The following is a 15,858-nucleotide window of genomic DNA, read 5'->3' as shown; positions in this document are numbered from 1 at the left end:
GGAATAAAGATGGCTCTCAAGACATTCAAGCCGACCACGCCGTCGCTGCGGCAGCTGGTCATCGTCGACCGCACGGGCCTCTGGAAGGGCAAGCCGGTCAAGGCGCTGACCAAAGGCAAGAGCGAGGCGGGCGGCCGCAACAACCACGGCCACATCACCGCGAACCATCGCGGCGGCGGCCACAAGCGGCGTCTGCGCCTGGTCGACTTCAAGCGCCGGAAGTTCGGCGTGACCGCCACGGTCGAGCGCCTGGAGTACGATCCCAACCGGTCGGCCTTCATCGCGCTGATCAAGTACACCGACGGCGAGCTCTCCTACATCCTGGCGCCGCAGCGCCTGAAGGCGGGCGACGAGGTAATGTCGGGCGAGAAGGTCGATATCAAGCCTGGCAACGCCATGCCCCTGGCCAATATGCCGGTCGGCACAATCGTACATAACGTCGAGATGAAGAAGGGCCGCGGCGGCCAGATTGCACGCTCCGCCGGGACCTACGTCCAGCTCGTCGGCAAGGACGCGGGCTACGCCCAGCTGAAGCTCAATTCGGGTGAAGTGCGCGTGGTGCCGGCCGAGTGCCTGGCCACCGTCGGCGCGGTCAGCAATCCGGACAACCAGAACACGGTGGTCGGCAAGGCCGGCCGCAGCCGCTGGCTCGGCCGGCGGCCGGTGGTCCGCGGCGTCGTCATGAACCCGGTCGACCATCCGCACGGCGGTGGCGAAGGCAAGACCTCGGGTGGCCGTCATCCGGTCACCCCGTGGGGCAAGCCGACCAAGGGCAAGAAGACCCGCAAGAACAAGGCCACGGACAAGTTCATCGTCCGTCGCCGTCACGCGACGCGGTAGGAGATAGGCAGTGGCACGTTCCGTCTGGAAGGGCCCCTTCGTGGAGGGCAGCCTGATCAAGAAGGCCGAGAAGGCGCGCGGCAGCGTGCGCAGCGATGTGATCAAGACCTGGTCGCGCCGCTCGACGATCCTGCCGCAGTTCGTCGGTCTGACGTTCGGCGTCTACAACGGCAAGAAGTTCATCCCGGTGAACGTCTCCGAGGAGATGGTCGGACACAAGCTCGGCGAGTTCTCACCGACCCGCACCTTCACGTCCCATAGCGGCGACAAGAAGGTCTCAAAGGATTAATGCGATGAGCAAGCCATCCGCACCCCGCCGCGAGGCGGACAACGAGGCCAAGGCCGTGCTGCGTACCGTTCGCGTCAGCCCGCGCAAGCTCGACCTCGTGGCCGCCACGATCCGCGGCAAGAAGGCGGCGTCGGCCGTCAACGAGCTCACTTTCTCCAAGAAGCGCATCGCGCAGGACGTGAAGAAGGTGCTGAACTCGGCGATCGCCAACGCCGAGAACAACCACAACCTCGATGTCGATCGCCTGATCGTGGCCGAGGCGTCGGTCGGCAAGAGCCTCGTCATGAAGCGTTTCCAGACCCGTGGCCGCGGCCGCGCGGCCGGCATCATCAAGCCGTTCAGCCATCTCACCATCGTGGTGCGCGAGCGCCCCGAGGCGGAGGAAAAGTAACATGGGTCAGAAGGTCAATCCGATCGGCCTGCGTCTCGGCATCAACCGGACCTGGGACTCGCGCTGGTACGCCGAGGGCGACGAATATTCGAAGATGCTCCACGAGGACATCCACATCCGCAAGGTGTTGCGTGACCGGCTCGCGCAGGCGGGCGTGGCCAAGATCGTCATCGAGCGCCCGGCCAAGCGCGCCCGCGTCACGATCCACACCGCCCGTCCGGGCGTGGTGATCGGCAAGAAGGGCGCCGACATCGAGAAGCTGCGCGGCGACCTCGCCAAGATGACCAAGGGCGAAGTTGCGCTGAACATCGTCGAGATCCGCAAGCCCGAGATCGACGCCACGCTGATCGCCGAGAACATCGCCCAGCAGCTCGAGCGCCGCGTCGCGTTCCGTCGCGCCATGAAGCGTGCCGTGCAGTCGGCCATGCGCCTCGGCGCCGGCGGCATCCGTATCAACTGCTCGGGCCGCCTGGGCGGCGCCGAGATCGCGCGCATGGAGTGGTATCGCGAAGGCCGGGTGCCGCTGCACACGCTGCGCGCCGACATCGATTACGGTACCGCCACCGCTTTCACCACCTTTGGCACCTGCGGCGTCAAGGTGTGGGTGTTCAAGGGCGAGATCATGGCGCACGACCCGATGGCGCATGACAAGCGCGCCGAGGAAGCCGCACCACAGCGGACGCCGGCCCGGGTCGAGCGCACCGAGCAGAGGGACGCGTAAGAAGTCATGCTGCAACCCAAGCGAACCAAATACCGCAAGGCCTTCAAGGGCCGCATCAGCGGTGCCGCCAAGGGCGGGTTCAACCTCGACTTCGGGTCCTTCGGCCTGAAGGCGATGGAGCCGGACCGCCTGACCGCGCGCCAGATCGAGGCCGCCCGCCGCGCCATCACGCGTCACATGAAGCGTGCCGGCCGCGTGTGGATCCGGATTTTCCCGGACGTGCCGGTCTCGAAGAAGCCTGCCGAAGTCCGCATGGGCTCCGGCAAGGGCGCGCCCGAGTTCTGGGCAGCTCGCGTGAAGCCGGGCCGCATCCTGTTCGAGCTGGAAGGCGTGCCCCCCCAGGTCGCCAAGGAAGCGCTGGCGCTGGCCGCTGCCAAGCTGCCGATCAAGACCCGTTTCGTCACCCGCGTCGGCGCATAGGGTCAGGGAGAAATCCATGAAGGCCACAGATCTTCGCCCCAAGACGCAGGACCAGCTCAAGGAAGAGCTCGGCAACCTGCGCAAGGAAGCATTCAACCTGCGTTTCCAGAAGGCCGGCGGTCAGCTCGGCAAGACCGGACGCGTGCGCCAGGTGCGCCGCGACATCGCCCGCATCAAGACGGTGCTGGGCGAGAAGGCCGCGGGTTAAGGAGTCGTCAATGCCGAAACGAATTCTCGAAGGCGTCGTCGTGAGCGACAAGATGGACAAGACCATCGTCGTGAAGGTCGAGCGCCGCGTCCAGCATCCGATCTACAAGAAGTTCATTCGCCGCTCGAAGAAGTATCACGCGCACGACGAGACCAACGCCTTCAAGGGCAAGGTCGGCGAGGCCGTGAAGATCCGCGAATGCCGCCCGATGTCGAGGACCAAGAGCTGGGAAGTTCTGGTCGACGGCGCGAGCGCCTAGAGACGGGTTGGGAGCACTCACATGATCCAGATGAGAACCAATCTCGACGTCGCCGACAATTCCGGCGCCAAGACGGTCCAGTGCATCAAGGTGCTGGGCGGCTCGCGCCGCAAGTATGCGAGCATCGGCGACATCATCGTCGTGTCCATCAAGGTCGCCCTGCCGCGTCGCGGCGTGAAGAAAGGCGAAGTGCACCGCGCCGTGGTCGTGCGCACCTCCTTCCCGCTGCGCCGCGGCGACGGCAGCGCCATCCGCTTCGACCGCAACGCAGCGGTGCTGATCAACAAGCAGAACGAGCCGATCGGCACCCGCATCTCGGGTCCCGTGACCCGCGAGCTGCGCGCCAAGAAGTTCATGAAGATCATCTCGCTCGCGCCGGAGGTCCTCTAGCCATGAAGATCAAGAAGGGCGACCGCGTGAAGGTGATCGCCGGCCGCAGCAAGGGCAAGGTCGGTGACGTGCTCCGCGTCCTGCCGACCGAGAGCCGGGTCGTGGTGTCGGGCGTGAACATGATCAAGCGCCATACCAAGCCTGGCCGCACCGAACAGGGCGGCATCATCGAGCGCGAGGCCGCGATCCACGTCTCCAACGTGGCCTTGCTCGATCCGAAGTCCGACAAGCCGACCAAGGTCGGTTTCAGGTTCCTGGAAGACGGTCGGAAAGTGCGCTTCGCGCGCGCCTCCGGCGAAACATTCGACCGCTAGGAGTAACGGGCCATGCCCGCGCGACTGCAAGAGCACTACACCAAGACCATCCGTGAGGCCCTGACCAAGGAGTTCTCCTACCAGAACCCCTTCGAGGTGCCGAAGCTGGACAAGATCGTGATCAACATGGGCGTCGGCGAGGCGGTCAACGACCGCAAGGCCGTCGACGGCGCGGTTGCCGACCTGACGGCGATCACCGGCCAGAAGCCGGTCGTCACCAAGTCGCGCATCTCGATCGCGACCTTCAAGCTGCGTGAGGGCATGTCGATCGGCGCCAAGGTTACGCTGCGGCGCGACCGCATGTACGAGTTCGTCGACCGGCTGGTGAACATCGCGCTGCCGCGCGTCCGCGATTTCCGCGGGCTGAACGGCAATTCGTTCGACGGCCGCGGCAACTTCGCCATGGGTCTCAAGGAGCAGATCGTGTTCCCGGAGATCGAGTACGACAAGGTCGACATGGTCCGCGGCATGGACATCATCATCTGCACGACGGCGAAGACGGACGCGGAAGCCAAGGCGCTTCTCCGTGCTTTCGACTTCCCCTTCGTGAACTGAGGCCGGAGAACAAGAATGGCCAAGAAGAGTTCAGTCGAGAAGAATAACCGGCGCGCCAAGATGGCGAAGCAGTATGCCGGCAAGCGCGCCAAGCTGAAGGCGATGGCGGTGGACGACAAGCTAACGCCGGAGGATCGCTTCGGCGCCCGGCTCAAGCTCGCCGAGCTGCCGCGCAACTCCTCGCCGACGCGCATTCGCAATCGGTGCGAGATTACGGGCCGCCCGCGGGCCGTGTATCGCAAGTTCAAGCTCTCGCGCCTTGCGCTGCGTGAGCTGGCGTCGTCGGGTGCCCTGCCCGGCGTCGTGAAGTCGAGCTGGTAACGGGAGCCCGCAGACCATGGCGATGACAGATCCCGTCGGCGATTTGCTGACACGTATCCGCAACGGCCAGTCGGCACGCCTCGACAGCGTGACCGTGCCGGCCTCGCGCATGCGTTCGAACGTTCTCGATGTGCTCCAGCGCGAAGGCTACATCCGCGGCTGGTTCGAGGAAGAGCTGCGCAAGGGCGTGAAGGAACTTCGCGTCGAGCTGAAGTACGACAACGGCAAGCCGGTCATCAAGGAGATCAAGCGCGTCTCCACCCCGGGCCGCCGCGTCTACTCCAAGATCCGCGAGCTGCCGCGCCACTTCAACGGTCTCGGCATCTCCATCCTGTCCACACCGCGCGGCATCATGTCGGACGCCGAAGCGCGTGCCGCCAATGTTGGCGGCGAAGTCCTCTGCAAGGTGTTCTGACCATGTCGCGAGTCGGCAAGAACCCGGTCGTCGTCCCCGCGGGCGTCACCGTCGACCTCCAGGGCCAGGCGCTCAAGGTCAAGGGCAAGCGCGGCGAGCTCGCGTTCGTCGTCCATGACGACGTCGAGATCTCGCGCGACGGTGCCAACCTCAACTTCAAGCCGCGTGGCGAGAGCCGCCGCGCGCGCATGCAGTGGGGCACCGCGCGCAACCTCGTGAGCAATATGGTCCGTGGCGTCTCGGATGGCTTCACCATCAACCTCGAGATCAACGGCGTCGGCTACCGCGCCGCGGCGGACGCCAAGAACCTGAAGCTGCAGCTCGGCTTCAGCCACGACGTCGAAGTCCCGATTCCCGCCGGCATCCAGATCCGGGCGGTCAAGCCGACCGAAATCGAGATCACCGGGGCCGATCGTCAACGAGTGGGACAGCTCGCCGCGGAGATCCGCAGCCTGCGTCCGCCCGAGCCGTACAAGGGCAAGGGCATCAAGTACTCGACGGAGACGATCCGGCGCAAGGAAGGCAAGAAGAAGTAAGGCGATCAACCATGGCCGATACCAAAGCACTTTTCGCCCGCCGCCAGCGCCGCGCACGCTACGCGCTGCGCAAGGCCGCCGGCGAACGCCCTCGCCTCAGCGTGTTCCGCTCGGGCAAGCACATCTACGCCCAGGTCATCGACGACCGTAAGGGCATGACCCTGGCGGCCGCCTCGTCGCTCGACGAAGGTCTCAGGGCCAAGCTGAAGACCGGCGCCGACAAGGACGCCGCGTCCGAGGTCGGCAAGCTGATCGCCGAGCGCGCGCTCGCCGCCGGCGTCAAGGCCGTCGTGTTCGACCGCGGCGGTTACCAGTATCACGGCCGCGTCGCTGCGCTGGCCGCCGCCGCCCGAGAGGGCGGCCTGTCGTTCTGAGGAGTTAGCACATGGCCCGTTCACCCTCCGGTTCCGGCCGCCCCCCGCGCGAACGCGATCGGGGCCGCGATCGCGGCGGCCACGACGAGGAAAACGAACTGACCGACAAGCTGGTCACCATCAATCGCGTCGCGAAGGTGGTGAAGGGCGGTCGGCGCTTCGCCTTTGCGGCGATCGTGGTGGTCGGTGACCAGCGCGGCCGCGTCGGCCACGGCGCCGGCAAGGCGCGCGAGGTGCCCGAGGCGATCCGCAAGGCCACGGAAGCTGCCAAGCGCGGGCTGGTCCGCGTGCCGCTGCGCGACGGCCGCACCCTGCATCACGACGTCAAGGGCCGCTTCGGCGCCGGCAAGGTGACGCTCCGCGCCGCCCCGGCCGGTACCGGCATCATCGCCGGCGGTCCGATGCGCGCGGTGTTCGAGACGCTCGGCATCAAGGACATCGTCGCCAAGTCGGTCGGCACGTCGAACCCGCACAACATGATCAAGGCGACCTTCGTCGCCCTCGAGAAGCTGAATTCCCCGCGCATGGTTGCGACCCGCCGCGGCAAGAAGGTCGGTGACCTGCTCGGCCGTCGCGATGGCGACCAGACCGTCGTCGAGGCGACCGCCTGAGGAGAATGACCATGTCTGACAAGAAGACCGTGAAGGTCACCCAGACCGGCAGCCCGATCGGGCGCACGGACGACCAGCTCGCCACGCTGAAGGGCCTGGGGCTGAACAAGCGCCACCGCAGCAAGGTTCTCGAGGACACGCCGTCGGTGCGCGGCATGATCAACAAGGTGCGCCATCTGGTGCGCGTCGATGAGGAATCGGCACGATGAAACTGAACGAAATCGCCGACAATGCCGGCGCCCGCAAGGGCCGCATGCGTGTGGGCCGGGGCATCGGCTCGGGCAAGGGCAAGACGGCCGGCCGCGGTGTCAAGGGCCAGAAGTCCCGCACCGGCGTGGCCATCAAAGGCTTCGAAGGCGGCCAGATGCCGCTGTACCGTCGCATTCCCAAGCGTGGCTTCCGTCCGCCGCATCAGAAGAGCTGGCAGGTCGTGAATCTCGGCTCTCTGCAGAAGGCGATCGACGAGAAGAAGATCGACGCCGGCAAGCTGATTGATGCAGCGGCCATGCAGGAGGCCGGCCTGTTCAAGCATGCGCTGGACGGCGTTCGCCTTCTTGGAAAAGGCGAGCTGACTGCCAAGATTGAAGTGAAGGTCGCGGGCGCGTCGGCGTCGGCGATCGCCGCGGTCGAGAAGGCCGGCGGCAAGGTCGAGCTGCCTCCCAAGCCAGCTGCCGAGGCCGCCTAACCGTTCACGCGTGAGGGTCGTCCATGGCATCAGCCGCCGAGCAACTCGCCTCCAACCTGAATTGGGGTTCGATCGGTAAGGCGACCGAGCTGAAGAAGCGCCTGTGGTTCACCATTGGCGCACTCCTTGTCTTCCGCATCGGCGCCTATATTCCCGTTCCCGGCGTCGACCCGAGCGCGCTGGCCGAGATATTCCAGCAGAATGCCGGCGGAATCGCCGGAATGCTCGACGTCTTCTCGGGCGGCTCGATCGGCCGCATGTCGATTCTCGCCTTGTCGATCATGCCGTACATCTCGGCCTCCATCATCATGCAGATCCTGACGACGGTCGTGCCGTCGCTCGAGGCGCTGAAGAAGGAGGGCGAGGCCGGCCGCAAGAAGATCAATCAATACACCCGCTACGGCACGGTGATCCTCGCAACGTTCCAGGCCTACGGCATCGCCGTTGGCCTCGAGAGCCAGACCGCCTCGATGGGGCCGGTCGTGCACGATCCCGGCCTGTTTTTCCGCTTCGTGACCATCGTCACCCTGGTCGGCGGCACACTGCTGCTGATGTGGATCGGCGAGCAGATCACGGCGCGCGGCGTCGGTAATGGGACGTCGCTGATCATCTTCGCCGGAATCGTGGCGGCACTGCCCAGCGCGCTGATCCAGACCCTCGAGCTCGGCCGCACCGGAGCGCTGTCGGCGCTGTTCATCATCGCCCTGGCCCTGGGCATCGTGGCAGTCGTGGCAGTGGTCGTCTTCGTCGAGACGGCACAGCGACGAATCGTGGTGCAATATCCCAAGCGCCAGGTGGGGAACCGGATGTATGGCGGCGAGGCCTCGCACCTGCCGCTGAAGATCAACACTTCCGGTGTGATTCCGCCGATCTTCGCGTCATCGCTTTTGCTCTTTCCGGCTACCATCGCCTCGTTCCAGGGCAGCGGCGGCGAGCCCGGCGTGGCCCAGTGGATCGCGACCTATCTCGCTCACGGCACGCCGCTGTACCTGCTGTCCTACATCGGCCTGATCGTCTTCTTTTGCTTCTTCTACACGACGGTGGTGTTCAACCCGGTCGACACCGCGGACAATCTCAAGAAGAATGGCGGCTTCGTGCCCGGCATCCGGCCCGGCAAGAACACGGCCGAATATCTCGAATACATCCTGAACCGGCTCACGGTCATCGGTGCGCTCTATCTCTCGGCGGTCTGCATCCTGCCCGAGTTGCTGATCGCCCGCGGCGGCGTGCCGTTCTACTTCGGCGGCACTAGCCTGCTGATCGTGGTGTCGGTCACGCTCGATACCGTGACCCAGATCCAGGCGCATTTGCTGGCGCATCAGTATGAAGGTCTCATCAAGAAGGCCCGCCTCAGGGGCAGGGGACGCTAGGAACGATGAACATTATTCTTCTGGGTCCACCGGGCGCCGGAAAGGGCACCCAGGCCCAGCGGTTGCAAAACGACCTCGGCATGGTCCAGCTCTCCACGGGCGACATGCTGCGGGCAGAGATGAAATCGGGGAGCGTCCTCGGCGAGCAAGCCAAGGGCATCGTGGCGTCGGGCAAGCTGGTTCCGGATGCGTTGATGGTCGGCCTGATCGAGGATCGAATCGCCCGGCCGGACTGCGCCAAGGGCTTCATCCTGGACGGCTTTCCGCGCACCGAGGCCCAGGCCCAGGCACTGGACACCATGCTGGACAAGACCGGCAAGAAGCTCGACCAGGTGATCGAGATGGAGGTCGACGAGGCCGCGCTGACCGAGCGTGTCGTCGGCCGATTCACCTGCGCCAAGTGCGGCACGGGCTATCACGACAAATTCAAGCGGCCGAAGGTCGAAGGGGTTTGCGATGTCTGCGGATCGACGGAATTCACCCGCCGCCCGGATGACAATGCGGAGACCATGAAGACCCGGATGGCTGCCTATCGCGCCCAGACCGAGCCCCTGCTGCCCTACTATCGGGCAAAGGGGGTCCTGAAGAAGGTCGATGGCATGGCCGCGATGGACGAAGTGTACCGTCAGATCCGCGCTGTCCTGGTGGGGGCTTGACATTCAGAAGGTCCGTTGACTCGGGGGCCGCGATCCCTATAATCGCGCGCTTTTCCGGGGCCAGCGGAACGTCGTACGGGCGCGCGTCAGCGCGCCGTAAGTCATTGAAGGAGTTCGAACTTTGGCTCGTATAGCCGGCATCAACATTCCGACCGCCAAGCGGGTGGTCGTCGGGCTGCAGTACATCCACGGGATTGGCCAGGCGAAAGCCGTCGAGATCCTGGGGAAAGTGGGGATCGACCAGTCGCGTCGCGTGAACACGCTGACCGACGATGAGGTCATCCGGATCCGCGAGACGATCGATCGGGACTACACGGTCGAAGGCGACCTGCGTCGCGAAACCGCGATGAACATCAAGCGCCTGATGGATCTCGCCTGCTATCGCGGCTTGCGGCATCGCCGCGGCCTGCCGGTCCACGGCCAGCGCACCCATACCAATGCGCGCACCCGCAAGGGGCCGGCGAAGCCGATTGCCGGCAAGAAAAAAGTGACGAAGTAAGAGGGGATCAGGGTCATGGCCAAAGCAGCAGCCGCCGCCACCGGCGCCGCGCGTCCCCGTCGCAAGGAACGCAAGAACATCATCGCGGGCGTGGCGCACGTGAATGCCTCGTTCAACAACACGATCGTGACGATCACGGACGCCCAGGGCAACGCCATCGCCTGGTCGTCGTCGGGTCAGCAGGGCTTCAAGGGCTCGCGCAAGTCGACGCCGTTCGCTGCCCAGATGGCGGCCGAAGGCGCGGGGCGCAAGGCCATGGAGCACGGCATGCGCACCATCGAGATTTTGGTGCGCGGTCCCGGTTCGGGTCGCGAGTCGGCGCTGCGTGCGCTGCAGGCCGTCGGCCTCGCCGTCACCTCGATCCGCGACGTGACGCCGATCCCGCACAACGGCTGCCGCCCGCCGAAGCGCCGTCGCGTCTGAGTTCCGAGCCTCGGCGCATTTCTTGCGCCGGCTCTTTTTAGAATGTGTCGCGCATCCTTTCGGATGCGCTTGAACCAACCGGTCTAGAGAGGTAGCCCCCGTGCTCCAAAAGAACTGGCAAGATCTTATCAAGCCGGAGAAGCTCGTCACCGAGGCTGGCGTCGATGCCAGCCGGACGGCGACGATCGTCGCCGAGCCGCTCGAGCGGGGCTTCGGCCTGACGCTCGGCAATGCGCTGCGTCGTGTGTTGTTGTCGTCTCTGCAGGGTGCCGCCGTCACGTCGATCAAGATCGACAACGTGCTGCATGAGTTCTCCTCGATTCCGGGCGTCCGTGAGGATGTCGTCGACATCGTCCTGAACATCAAGGCGATGGCCGTGAAGATGCAAGGCGATCGTCCGCAGCGTCTCTACCTGCGCGCCGTCGGCCCGGGCGAAGTGACAGCGGGCATGATCGAGCTGCCGGGCGACGTCCAGATCATGGACGCCAAGCACCTGATCTGCACGCTCGACGACGGAGCCTCGATCTCGATGGAGCTGATGGTCGCCACGGGCAAAGGCTACATCCCGGCCTCGGCGAACCGTCCGGAAGACGCGCCGATCGGCCTCATCCCGGTCGACTCGGTGTTCAGCCCCGTCAAACGGGTCAGCTACAAGATCGAGAACAGCCGCGTCGGCCAGGTCACCGACTACGACAGGCTGTCGATGACTGTCGAGACCAACGGCACGACGGCCCCGGCCGACGCCGTGGCGCTCGCCGCGCGCATCCTGCAGGATCAGCTGCAGCTCTTCATCAACTTCGAGGAGCCGCGCGAGGTCCGCAAGGAAGAGCAGCAGGACGACTTCCCGTTCAACCGCAACCTGCTGCGCAAGGTCGACGAGCTCGAGCTCTCGGTCCGCTCGGCCAACTGCCTGAAGAACGACAACATCATCTACATCGGCGATCTGGTTCAGAAGACCGAGGCGGAGATGCTGCGTACGCCGAACTTCGGCCGCAAGTCGCTGAACGAGATCAAGGAAGTGCTGGCCGGCATGGGCCTGCATCTCGGCATGGAGATCCCCGGCTGGCCGCCGGACAATATCGAGGAAATGGCCAAGCGGCTGGAAGAGCCGTACTAGGCCGGCAGAAGGACAACAGTCATGCGTCATAACAATCGCGGCCGGAAATTCCACCGCACCGCCGAGCATCGCAAGGCGATGTTCATGAATCTCGCCGGCGCCCTGATCAAGCACGAGCAGATCACGACCACGCTCCACAAGGCGAAGGACCTGCGTCCGATCGTCGAGAAGCTGGTCACGCTCGGCAAGAAGGGCGGTCTGCACGCCCGCCGCCAGGCGATCGGCTTCCTGCGCGACCCCTACGTCGCGGACAAGCTGTTCACCACGCTCGGACCGCGCTACTCCAAGCGCAATGGCGGCTACCTGCGCGTCCTGAAGTCGGGCTACCGCTTCGGCGACATGGCCGAGATGGCCGTGATCGAGTTCGTCGAGCGTGACACCGCTGCCAAGGGCCAGGACAGCGGTCCCTCGGCCGACCAGGCCGAGCAGCAGGAGGCGGCATAAGCCTGTCTCTTCCGGCACGAAATGCGAAACGCCCGGTGGCAACACCGGGCGTTTTTCTTTGTCTTCCGGACCTCGAGATTCCAGCTCGCTCATGAGCTTGAGCGAGCTGGAAGCTCGCGGTCCAATGAGGAAGAGAACGCGCGCCGCTATCCGCGCTTCGGCCGGCGGACGGCTCGCACCTTGCCGCTGTTTCCGCCGCCGCAGAAGAACCGGTCGCCGCCGCCGGACTCGAGCCCCGATAGGCCCACGTCGGGCGGCATCGCGAGGGCCTCCAGGACCTCTCCGGTTCGGGGGTCGACCCCCGCCTCAATTCGCTTTCGTCGCTTTCCCAGGTGCCATGCCAGAGGTCTCCCTCGACCCATGTGACGCCGGTGACGAAGCGGTTGGACTCGATGGTGCGAAGGATCGCGCCCGTCTCGGGATCGATCTGGTGGATCTTCCGGTCGCGATACTGCCCGACCCAGAGCGTGCCTTCGGCCCAGGTGAGCCCCGAGTCGCCGCCGTTGCCGGGCGCCGGGATCGTCGCGAGCACCCTGCCGGTCATCGGATCGATCTTCTGGATGCGTCTCTCGGCGATCTGGAACAGATGCCGGCCGTCGAAGGCCGTTCCCGCATCCGCGGCGACATTGATCGAACGCAGTATCCTGCCGCTGGCCGGATCGAAGGCGTTCAATCTTTCTCCGGACGCGAACCAGACGTGATGGCCGTCATAGGTGACGCCATGCACGGCTTCGATGCCGGGAAAGGGTCCGTATTCGTGGACGATGGTGGCTGGTGTGGTGTTCATGCGCCGATCCTAGCCAGGCGGCAGGGGAGCAGGGAGTAACAAGGTCGTCGTGATTCCCGGCGCGGGCGGGGTCATCCAGCGACACGCCCGCCCGTGCCCGACCGACTGCGCCTTGCCTGCTGCCGCGAGCGAGTCGAGTGCCCGCTGCACCGTGCGCTGGCTGGCGCCGAGCGCAAGCGCCAGAGCCGAGCTCGACCACGACTCGCCGTCGGAGAGGAGGGCGAGCACCGCAGCGTGCTCCTCCTCGACTGGCCGCGCGAGCACGACGACGTCGCGTCCGCGGCGCGGCACCAGCGCAAACCCCCGCCTCGTGGCGCTCACGTCGGCCAGCGTGCGCAGGAGCTTGCGCAGACGTCCGACTTCGACCCGCAACCGCGCACGATGCGATTCGTCGGCGTGCCTTGCCCGGAACGCCCGTGCCACGAGCGCGTCTCGCGGCACGTCTTGCGGCCACGCTTCGCCCAGCGCGCGAGCGAGCGCGAACAGTACGGGGCGTCTTGCGAGCGGAACCACGATGCCGCCCTTGCGTACGACGTGACGGCATGCATCGACGACCAGCGCGTCTGACGCCAGCAATGCCTCGACCTCATGGAGCAGGAGTGGTCGCTCCTCGCCGCGAGCCACGAGGCGCGCCGCGGGCACATCCAGGAAGAGGGATGCGTTCGCGACCTCAGCCGTCAGCGCCGGGATGCCGGCAAGATGCGCGGCCTGTCCGGCCCGGGCGAGGGCGTCGCGCGCGGCCTTCGTGCGCAGGCGCCGCATTGCGATTCCCGCGATTGCCAGCTCGTGGGCCGCCCTCGAGGCGGGTGGGAAAGGGGCGGGGTCGAGCCCGGCGAGCGAGCGCTCGGCATCGTCGAGACGCCCGATCAGCAGGAGGCGACGGACCTCGAGATGTCGTGCGTGCGCGGCGTTTGCCCGGTCGCCGTGCTCCTCGAGCGTCGTCCGCGCGGCGTCGAGCGCCTTCGCAGGCCAACCCAGGTCGCGCGAGACCAGCGCGATCTCTGCCTCGGCGACGATGCACCGGGCACGAGCAACAGGCTCTTTCGGACCGAAGGCGCGCGCCGCTCGCTTCAGGAGCGCCTTGGCGCGAACGAGATCGCCGAGCTGCGCCATCGCGATGCCACGAAGCGCAAGCGCCGGAGGATCGTCGCGCAATGCGACGCGGTCCAGCGCGCCGAGCGGGTCGCCCGCCGCGAGCGCCCGCGCCGCGGCCGTGATCAGCGAGTCCATGGGAATCCCGCCACACTTGTCACTCTCGCCATGCGATGTCCGGTCCTAATCTACCTCGGGACCAACGACCAGTATCGGCAGGCATAGTCCGGTGAACACTCACTCTCCAGATCCCAATGCGGCTGCCGGTGGCGTGGCCGACTGGCTGTCGCTTGCGGCGATGCCGACCTTCGCCTTCATGGCGCTGCTGACAGTTCTTGGCGGCGGTCCGGATGGGCTCTGCTCGGTCGGGAACGAGAGGGCGCCACTGACCGGAATGGCGGCGATGTACGTGTTGATGAGCGCCTTTCATTCGGTGCCCTGGCTGAAACTGGTCTTCAGACGGCGAAGTGCCACCCGTTGATGCATGCTGTGCAGCCACAGGAGAGACCGATGCAAGACGTCAACGTCGTTCGACGCGAGACGCACGTCGCTGCGCCGCCCGCCGCGGTGTTCGCCCTCCTGACCGATCCGGAGAAGATCCTGCGCTGGATGGGAACGGAAGCTGAGATCGAACCTCACCCCGGCGGGCTCTATCTCGTCAATATCACCGGCGCCCGCTTCGCGCGCGGTTACTTCCGCGAGGTCGTGCCGGTGCACCGCCTGGCCTACAGCTTCGGTTGGGACGGCAGCGAGGTGGTGCCGCCAGGGTCCAGCCTGCTCGAGATCGACCTGATCGAGGAGCCGGCGGGAACGCTGCTGCGGCTCACTCACAGCGGTTTGCCCAACGCCGAGCAGCGCGCCAGCCATGCGGAAGGCTGGGCTCACTACCTCGACCGGCTGGCCAAGGTTGCCGCCGGGAGCGATCCGGGACCGGATCCCATGGCCGGCCGGACCCACGAGGATTGAGCGGGCCCGATTCTCCGGCGCGACTGCCGCGGCGCGGATGACAGGAACGATCTCGTAGCGGCATGATCGCGCGGTGGATCTGCCCGTGCCTCTCGCCTGGCTGGTCGACGAGGCCGGCGCCTCGCCCGGCCCGGACCGTTTCCTGATCGAGCTCGGCGGGCGGCTGCTGGCCGACGGCCTGCCGATGGCCGGCGGCGCCCTCACACTTGCGGTGCCCCATCCGATCGTCGCGCGCCGCACGTGGCTGTGGCGGGCGGAGACGGGGGAGGTCATCGAAGCGCTGGGCTTCATAGGGAGTCCACTTGGCGAAGCAGGGCGCGACTGGCTGGCCCGCCTCGGCCCGGTGCAGGAGAACAAGATCGGTCCGGCGCCGGACAGCCCGGTACTGGCCTGGGCCGGCACCCGCCCGTTCGATCCCGGCGAGGCCAGCCGGCTGCGCCAAGCGGCCCGCTTCGCCGTCGCGCCCCTGGCTGCCTCGGCTGCGCGATTGGCGCTGGCGGCGTTGTTGGAAGCCTATCTCGGTCGCCGAAGTGCAGCCCGGGTTCAGGCCGGTGCGCTGCGCCGCGGCAGCGGGGAGATGATCCGCGCCGCGCTGCTCTACGCCGACCTCCGTGGCTTCACCGCCCTTTCCGAGGCGACGGCGCCCGCGGCGATGATCGCCGCCCTGGACGCCTGGTTCGAGCGCGTCGCCGGGGCGGTCCAGGCGTTTGGGGGCGAGGTGCTGAAGTTCATCGGCGACGGCGTGCTGGCGATCTTCCCTGTCGCCGGCACGCCGGAGGAGGCCTGCGAGGCGGCCTTGCGCGCGGTCGCCGCCGTCCGCGCCGGCATGGCCCACCTCGATGCGCAACGCCAAGCACAGGGGCTGCCGCCGCTGCCGTTCGGCGCGGCGCTGCATCTCGGCGACATACTGTGGGGCAATATCGGCGCGGCCGACCGGCTGGATTTCACCGCCATCGGCCCCGCCGTCAACCTGGTCAGCCGGCTGGAGGGACTATGCCGGCCGCTCGGCCGATCGGTGCTGATCTCAGGCGCGATCGCCGCTGGGACTGCCACTCCGCTGGTGCCTTTGGGTGACCACGTGCTACGCGGCATTGCGAGGCCCTGTGCCGTCTTCACGCTGCCAGATGCGTGAGGCCAGCAGGCGCCGTTCTAATCCCGCCACACTTGTCACTCTC

General features: G+C 66.4%; 27 protein-coding genes and 1 pseudogene. 26 read left to right on the top strand and 2 right to left on the bottom strand.

The features are described from left to right. The first annotated feature begins 9 nt into the window (after window positions 1–9). The 23 genes from rplB (at window position 10) to rplQ (ending at window position 11,838) form a co-directional block, all read left to right on the top strand. Complete coding sequence (gene rplB, locus ACQY8M_RS32315; RefSeq protein ID WP_428664981.1) at window positions 10–840, top strand: 50S ribosomal protein L2; 831 nt, start codon at window positions 10–12, stop codon at window positions 838–840. A gap of 10 nt (window positions 841–850) precedes the next feature. Further along, window positions 851–1,129 (top strand): 30S ribosomal protein S19, encoded by a 279-nt coding sequence (gene rpsS, locus ACQY8M_RS32310; RefSeq protein ID WP_428664979.1) that lies wholly within the window; start codon window positions 851–853, stop codon window positions 1,127–1,129. Window positions 1,130–1,133: 4 nt separating this feature from the next. Further along, the gene (gene rplV / locus ACQY8M_RS32305) at window positions 1,134–1,520 is read left to right on the top strand and encodes a 50S ribosomal protein L22 (RefSeq protein ID WP_428664977.1); all 387 of its coding nucleotides are present in this window, start codon (window positions 1,134–1,136) and stop codon (window positions 1,518–1,520) included. Between the two features lies 1 nt (window position 1,521). Further along, complete coding sequence (gene rpsC / locus ACQY8M_RS32300) at window positions 1,522–2,241, top strand: 30S ribosomal protein S3 (protein ID WP_428664975.1); 720 nt, start codon at window positions 1,522–1,524, stop codon at window positions 2,239–2,241. Between the two features lie 6 nt (window positions 2,242–2,247). Next, complete coding sequence (gene rplP, locus ACQY8M_RS32295) at window positions 2,248–2,661, top strand: 50S ribosomal protein L16 (protein ID WP_428664972.1); 414 nt, start codon at window positions 2,248–2,250, stop codon at window positions 2,659–2,661. Window positions 2,662–2,677: 16 nt separating this feature from the next. Next, entirely contained in the window at window positions 2,678–2,869 is a 192-nt protein-coding gene (rpmC, locus tag ACQY8M_RS32290; RefSeq protein WP_428664969.1) for a 50S ribosomal protein L29, read from the top strand. Window positions 2,870–2,879: 10 nt separating this feature from the next. Beyond that, window positions 2,880–3,128, top strand: coding sequence for a 30S ribosomal protein S17 (gene rpsQ, locus ACQY8M_RS32285; RefSeq protein ID WP_428664967.1), 249 nt, complete (start codon window positions 2,880–2,882; stop codon window positions 3,126–3,128). A 21-nt stretch (window positions 3,129–3,149) separates the two neighbouring features. Further along, complete coding sequence (rplN, locus tag ACQY8M_RS32280; protein ID WP_428664964.1) at window positions 3,150–3,518, top strand: 50S ribosomal protein L14; 369 nt, start codon at window positions 3,150–3,152, stop codon at window positions 3,516–3,518. Window positions 3,519–3,520: 2 nt separating this feature from the next. Continuing rightward, entirely contained in the window at window positions 3,521–3,832 is a 312-nt protein-coding gene (gene rplX, locus ACQY8M_RS32275; RefSeq protein ID WP_428664961.1) for a 50S ribosomal protein L24, read from the top strand. A gap of 12 nt (window positions 3,833–3,844) precedes the next feature. Continuing rightward, entirely contained in the window at window positions 3,845–4,387 is a 543-nt protein-coding gene (gene rplE, locus ACQY8M_RS32270; protein WP_428664958.1) for a 50S ribosomal protein L5, read from the top strand. Between the two features lie 15 nt (window positions 4,388–4,402). Beyond that, the gene (gene rpsN, locus ACQY8M_RS32265) at window positions 4,403–4,708 is read left to right on the top strand and encodes a 30S ribosomal protein S14 (protein WP_428664956.1); all 306 of its coding nucleotides are present in this window, start codon (window positions 4,403–4,405) and stop codon (window positions 4,706–4,708) included. Between the two features lie 16 nt (window positions 4,709–4,724). Then, complete coding sequence (gene rpsH, locus ACQY8M_RS32260) at window positions 4,725–5,123, top strand: 30S ribosomal protein S8 (RefSeq protein WP_428664954.1); 399 nt, start codon at window positions 4,725–4,727, stop codon at window positions 5,121–5,123. 2 nt (window positions 5,124–5,125) lie between these two features. Then, entirely contained in the window at window positions 5,126–5,659 is a 534-nt protein-coding gene (rplF, locus tag ACQY8M_RS32255) for a 50S ribosomal protein L6 (RefSeq protein WP_428664951.1), read from the top strand. 11 nt (window positions 5,660–5,670) lie between these two features. Then, window positions 5,671–6,033 (top strand): 50S ribosomal protein L18, encoded by a 363-nt coding sequence (rplR, locus tag ACQY8M_RS32250; RefSeq protein ID WP_428664948.1) that lies wholly within the window; start codon window positions 5,671–5,673, stop codon window positions 6,031–6,033. 11 nt (window positions 6,034–6,044) lie between these two features. Beyond that, a complete protein-coding gene (rpsE, locus tag ACQY8M_RS32245) occupies window positions 6,045–6,644 on the top strand; it encodes a 30S ribosomal protein S5 (protein WP_428664945.1) in 600 nt (199 codons plus the stop codon). Window positions 6,645–6,655: 11 nt separating this feature from the next. Continuing rightward, on the top strand, window positions 6,656–6,853 hold the full coding sequence (rpmD, locus tag ACQY8M_RS32240; protein ID WP_428664942.1) for a 50S ribosomal protein L30: 198 nt from the start codon (window positions 6,656–6,658) through the stop codon (window positions 6,851–6,853). Next, complete coding sequence (gene rplO / locus ACQY8M_RS32235) at window positions 6,850–7,329, top strand: 50S ribosomal protein L15 (RefSeq protein ID WP_428664939.1); 480 nt, start codon at window positions 6,850–6,852, stop codon at window positions 7,327–7,329. The genes rpmD and rplO overlap by 4 nt, the downstream gene beginning before the upstream one ends. Window positions 7,330–7,352: 23 nt before the next feature. Further along, a complete protein-coding gene (secY, locus tag ACQY8M_RS32230; RefSeq protein ID WP_428664936.1) occupies window positions 7,353–8,699 on the top strand; it encodes a preprotein translocase subunit SecY in 1,347 nt (448 codons plus the stop codon). Between the two features lie 5 nt (window positions 8,700–8,704). After that, window positions 8,705–9,355 carry an adenylate kinase gene (locus ACQY8M_RS32225; RefSeq protein ID WP_428664933.1) on the top strand — a complete coding sequence of 217 codons (651 nt, stop codon included), beginning with the start codon at window positions 8,705–8,707 and terminating at the stop codon, window positions 9,353–9,355. Window positions 9,356–9,476: 121 nt separating this feature from the next. Further along, a complete protein-coding gene (rpsM, locus tag ACQY8M_RS32220; RefSeq protein WP_428664931.1) occupies window positions 9,477–9,854 on the top strand; it encodes a 30S ribosomal protein S13 in 378 nt (125 codons plus the stop codon). 15 nt (window positions 9,855–9,869) lie between these two features. Then, entirely contained in the window at window positions 9,870–10,277 is a 408-nt protein-coding gene (gene rpsK / locus ACQY8M_RS32215) for a 30S ribosomal protein S11 (RefSeq protein ID WP_428664929.1), read from the top strand. 100 nt (window positions 10,278–10,377) lie between these two features. After that, window positions 10,378–11,394 (top strand): DNA-directed RNA polymerase subunit alpha, encoded by a 1,017-nt coding sequence (locus ACQY8M_RS32210; protein ID WP_428664926.1) that lies wholly within the window; start codon window positions 10,378–10,380, stop codon window positions 11,392–11,394. Between the two features lie 21 nt (window positions 11,395–11,415). After that, window positions 11,416–11,838, top strand: coding sequence for a 50S ribosomal protein L17 (rplQ, locus tag ACQY8M_RS32205; protein ID WP_428664924.1), 423 nt, complete (start codon window positions 11,416–11,418; stop codon window positions 11,836–11,838). Between the two features lie 146 nt (window positions 11,839–11,984). Here rplQ and ACQY8M_RS32200 read toward each other — a convergent pair. Further along, a pseudogene (locus ACQY8M_RS32200) lies at window positions 11,985–12,625 on the bottom strand (PQQ-binding-like beta-propeller repeat protein). 9 nt (window positions 12,626–12,634) lie between these two features. Further along, complete coding sequence (locus ACQY8M_RS32195) at window positions 12,635–13,855, bottom strand: helix-turn-helix domain-containing protein (protein ID WP_428664921.1); 1,221 nt, start codon at window positions 13,853–13,855, stop codon at window positions 12,635–12,637. Between the two features lie 133 nt (window positions 13,856–13,988). Here ACQY8M_RS32195 and ACQY8M_RS32190 point away from each other — a divergent pair, with 133 nt between their 5' ends. The 3 genes from ACQY8M_RS32190 (at window position 13,989) to ACQY8M_RS32180 (ending at window position 15,815) form a co-directional block, all read left to right on the top strand. Then, window positions 13,989–14,198 (top strand): hypothetical protein, encoded by a 210-nt coding sequence (locus ACQY8M_RS32190; protein WP_428664918.1) that lies wholly within the window; start codon window positions 13,989–13,991, stop codon window positions 14,196–14,198. 29 nt (window positions 14,199–14,227) lie between these two features. Continuing rightward, the gene (locus tag ACQY8M_RS32185) at window positions 14,228–14,683 is read left to right on the top strand and encodes an SRPBCC family protein (protein WP_428664915.1); all 456 of its coding nucleotides are present in this window, start codon (window positions 14,228–14,230) and stop codon (window positions 14,681–14,683) included. A gap of 73 nt (window positions 14,684–14,756) precedes the next feature. Then, window positions 14,757–15,815, top strand: coding sequence for an adenylate/guanylate cyclase domain-containing protein (locus tag ACQY8M_RS32180; RefSeq protein WP_428664912.1), 1,059 nt, complete (start codon window positions 14,757–14,759; stop codon window positions 15,813–15,815). Window positions 15,816–15,858: the final 43 nt, after the last annotated feature.

This window comes from Reyranella sp. (genome assembly GCF_965279465.1).
In the GTDB taxonomy this organism is placed as follows: domain Bacteria; phylum Pseudomonadota; class Alphaproteobacteria; order Reyranellales; family Reyranellaceae; genus Reyranella.
The sequence above is the reverse complement of the archived record's forward strand: the minus strand, read 5'-3'. Positions and strand labels throughout refer to the sequence as shown.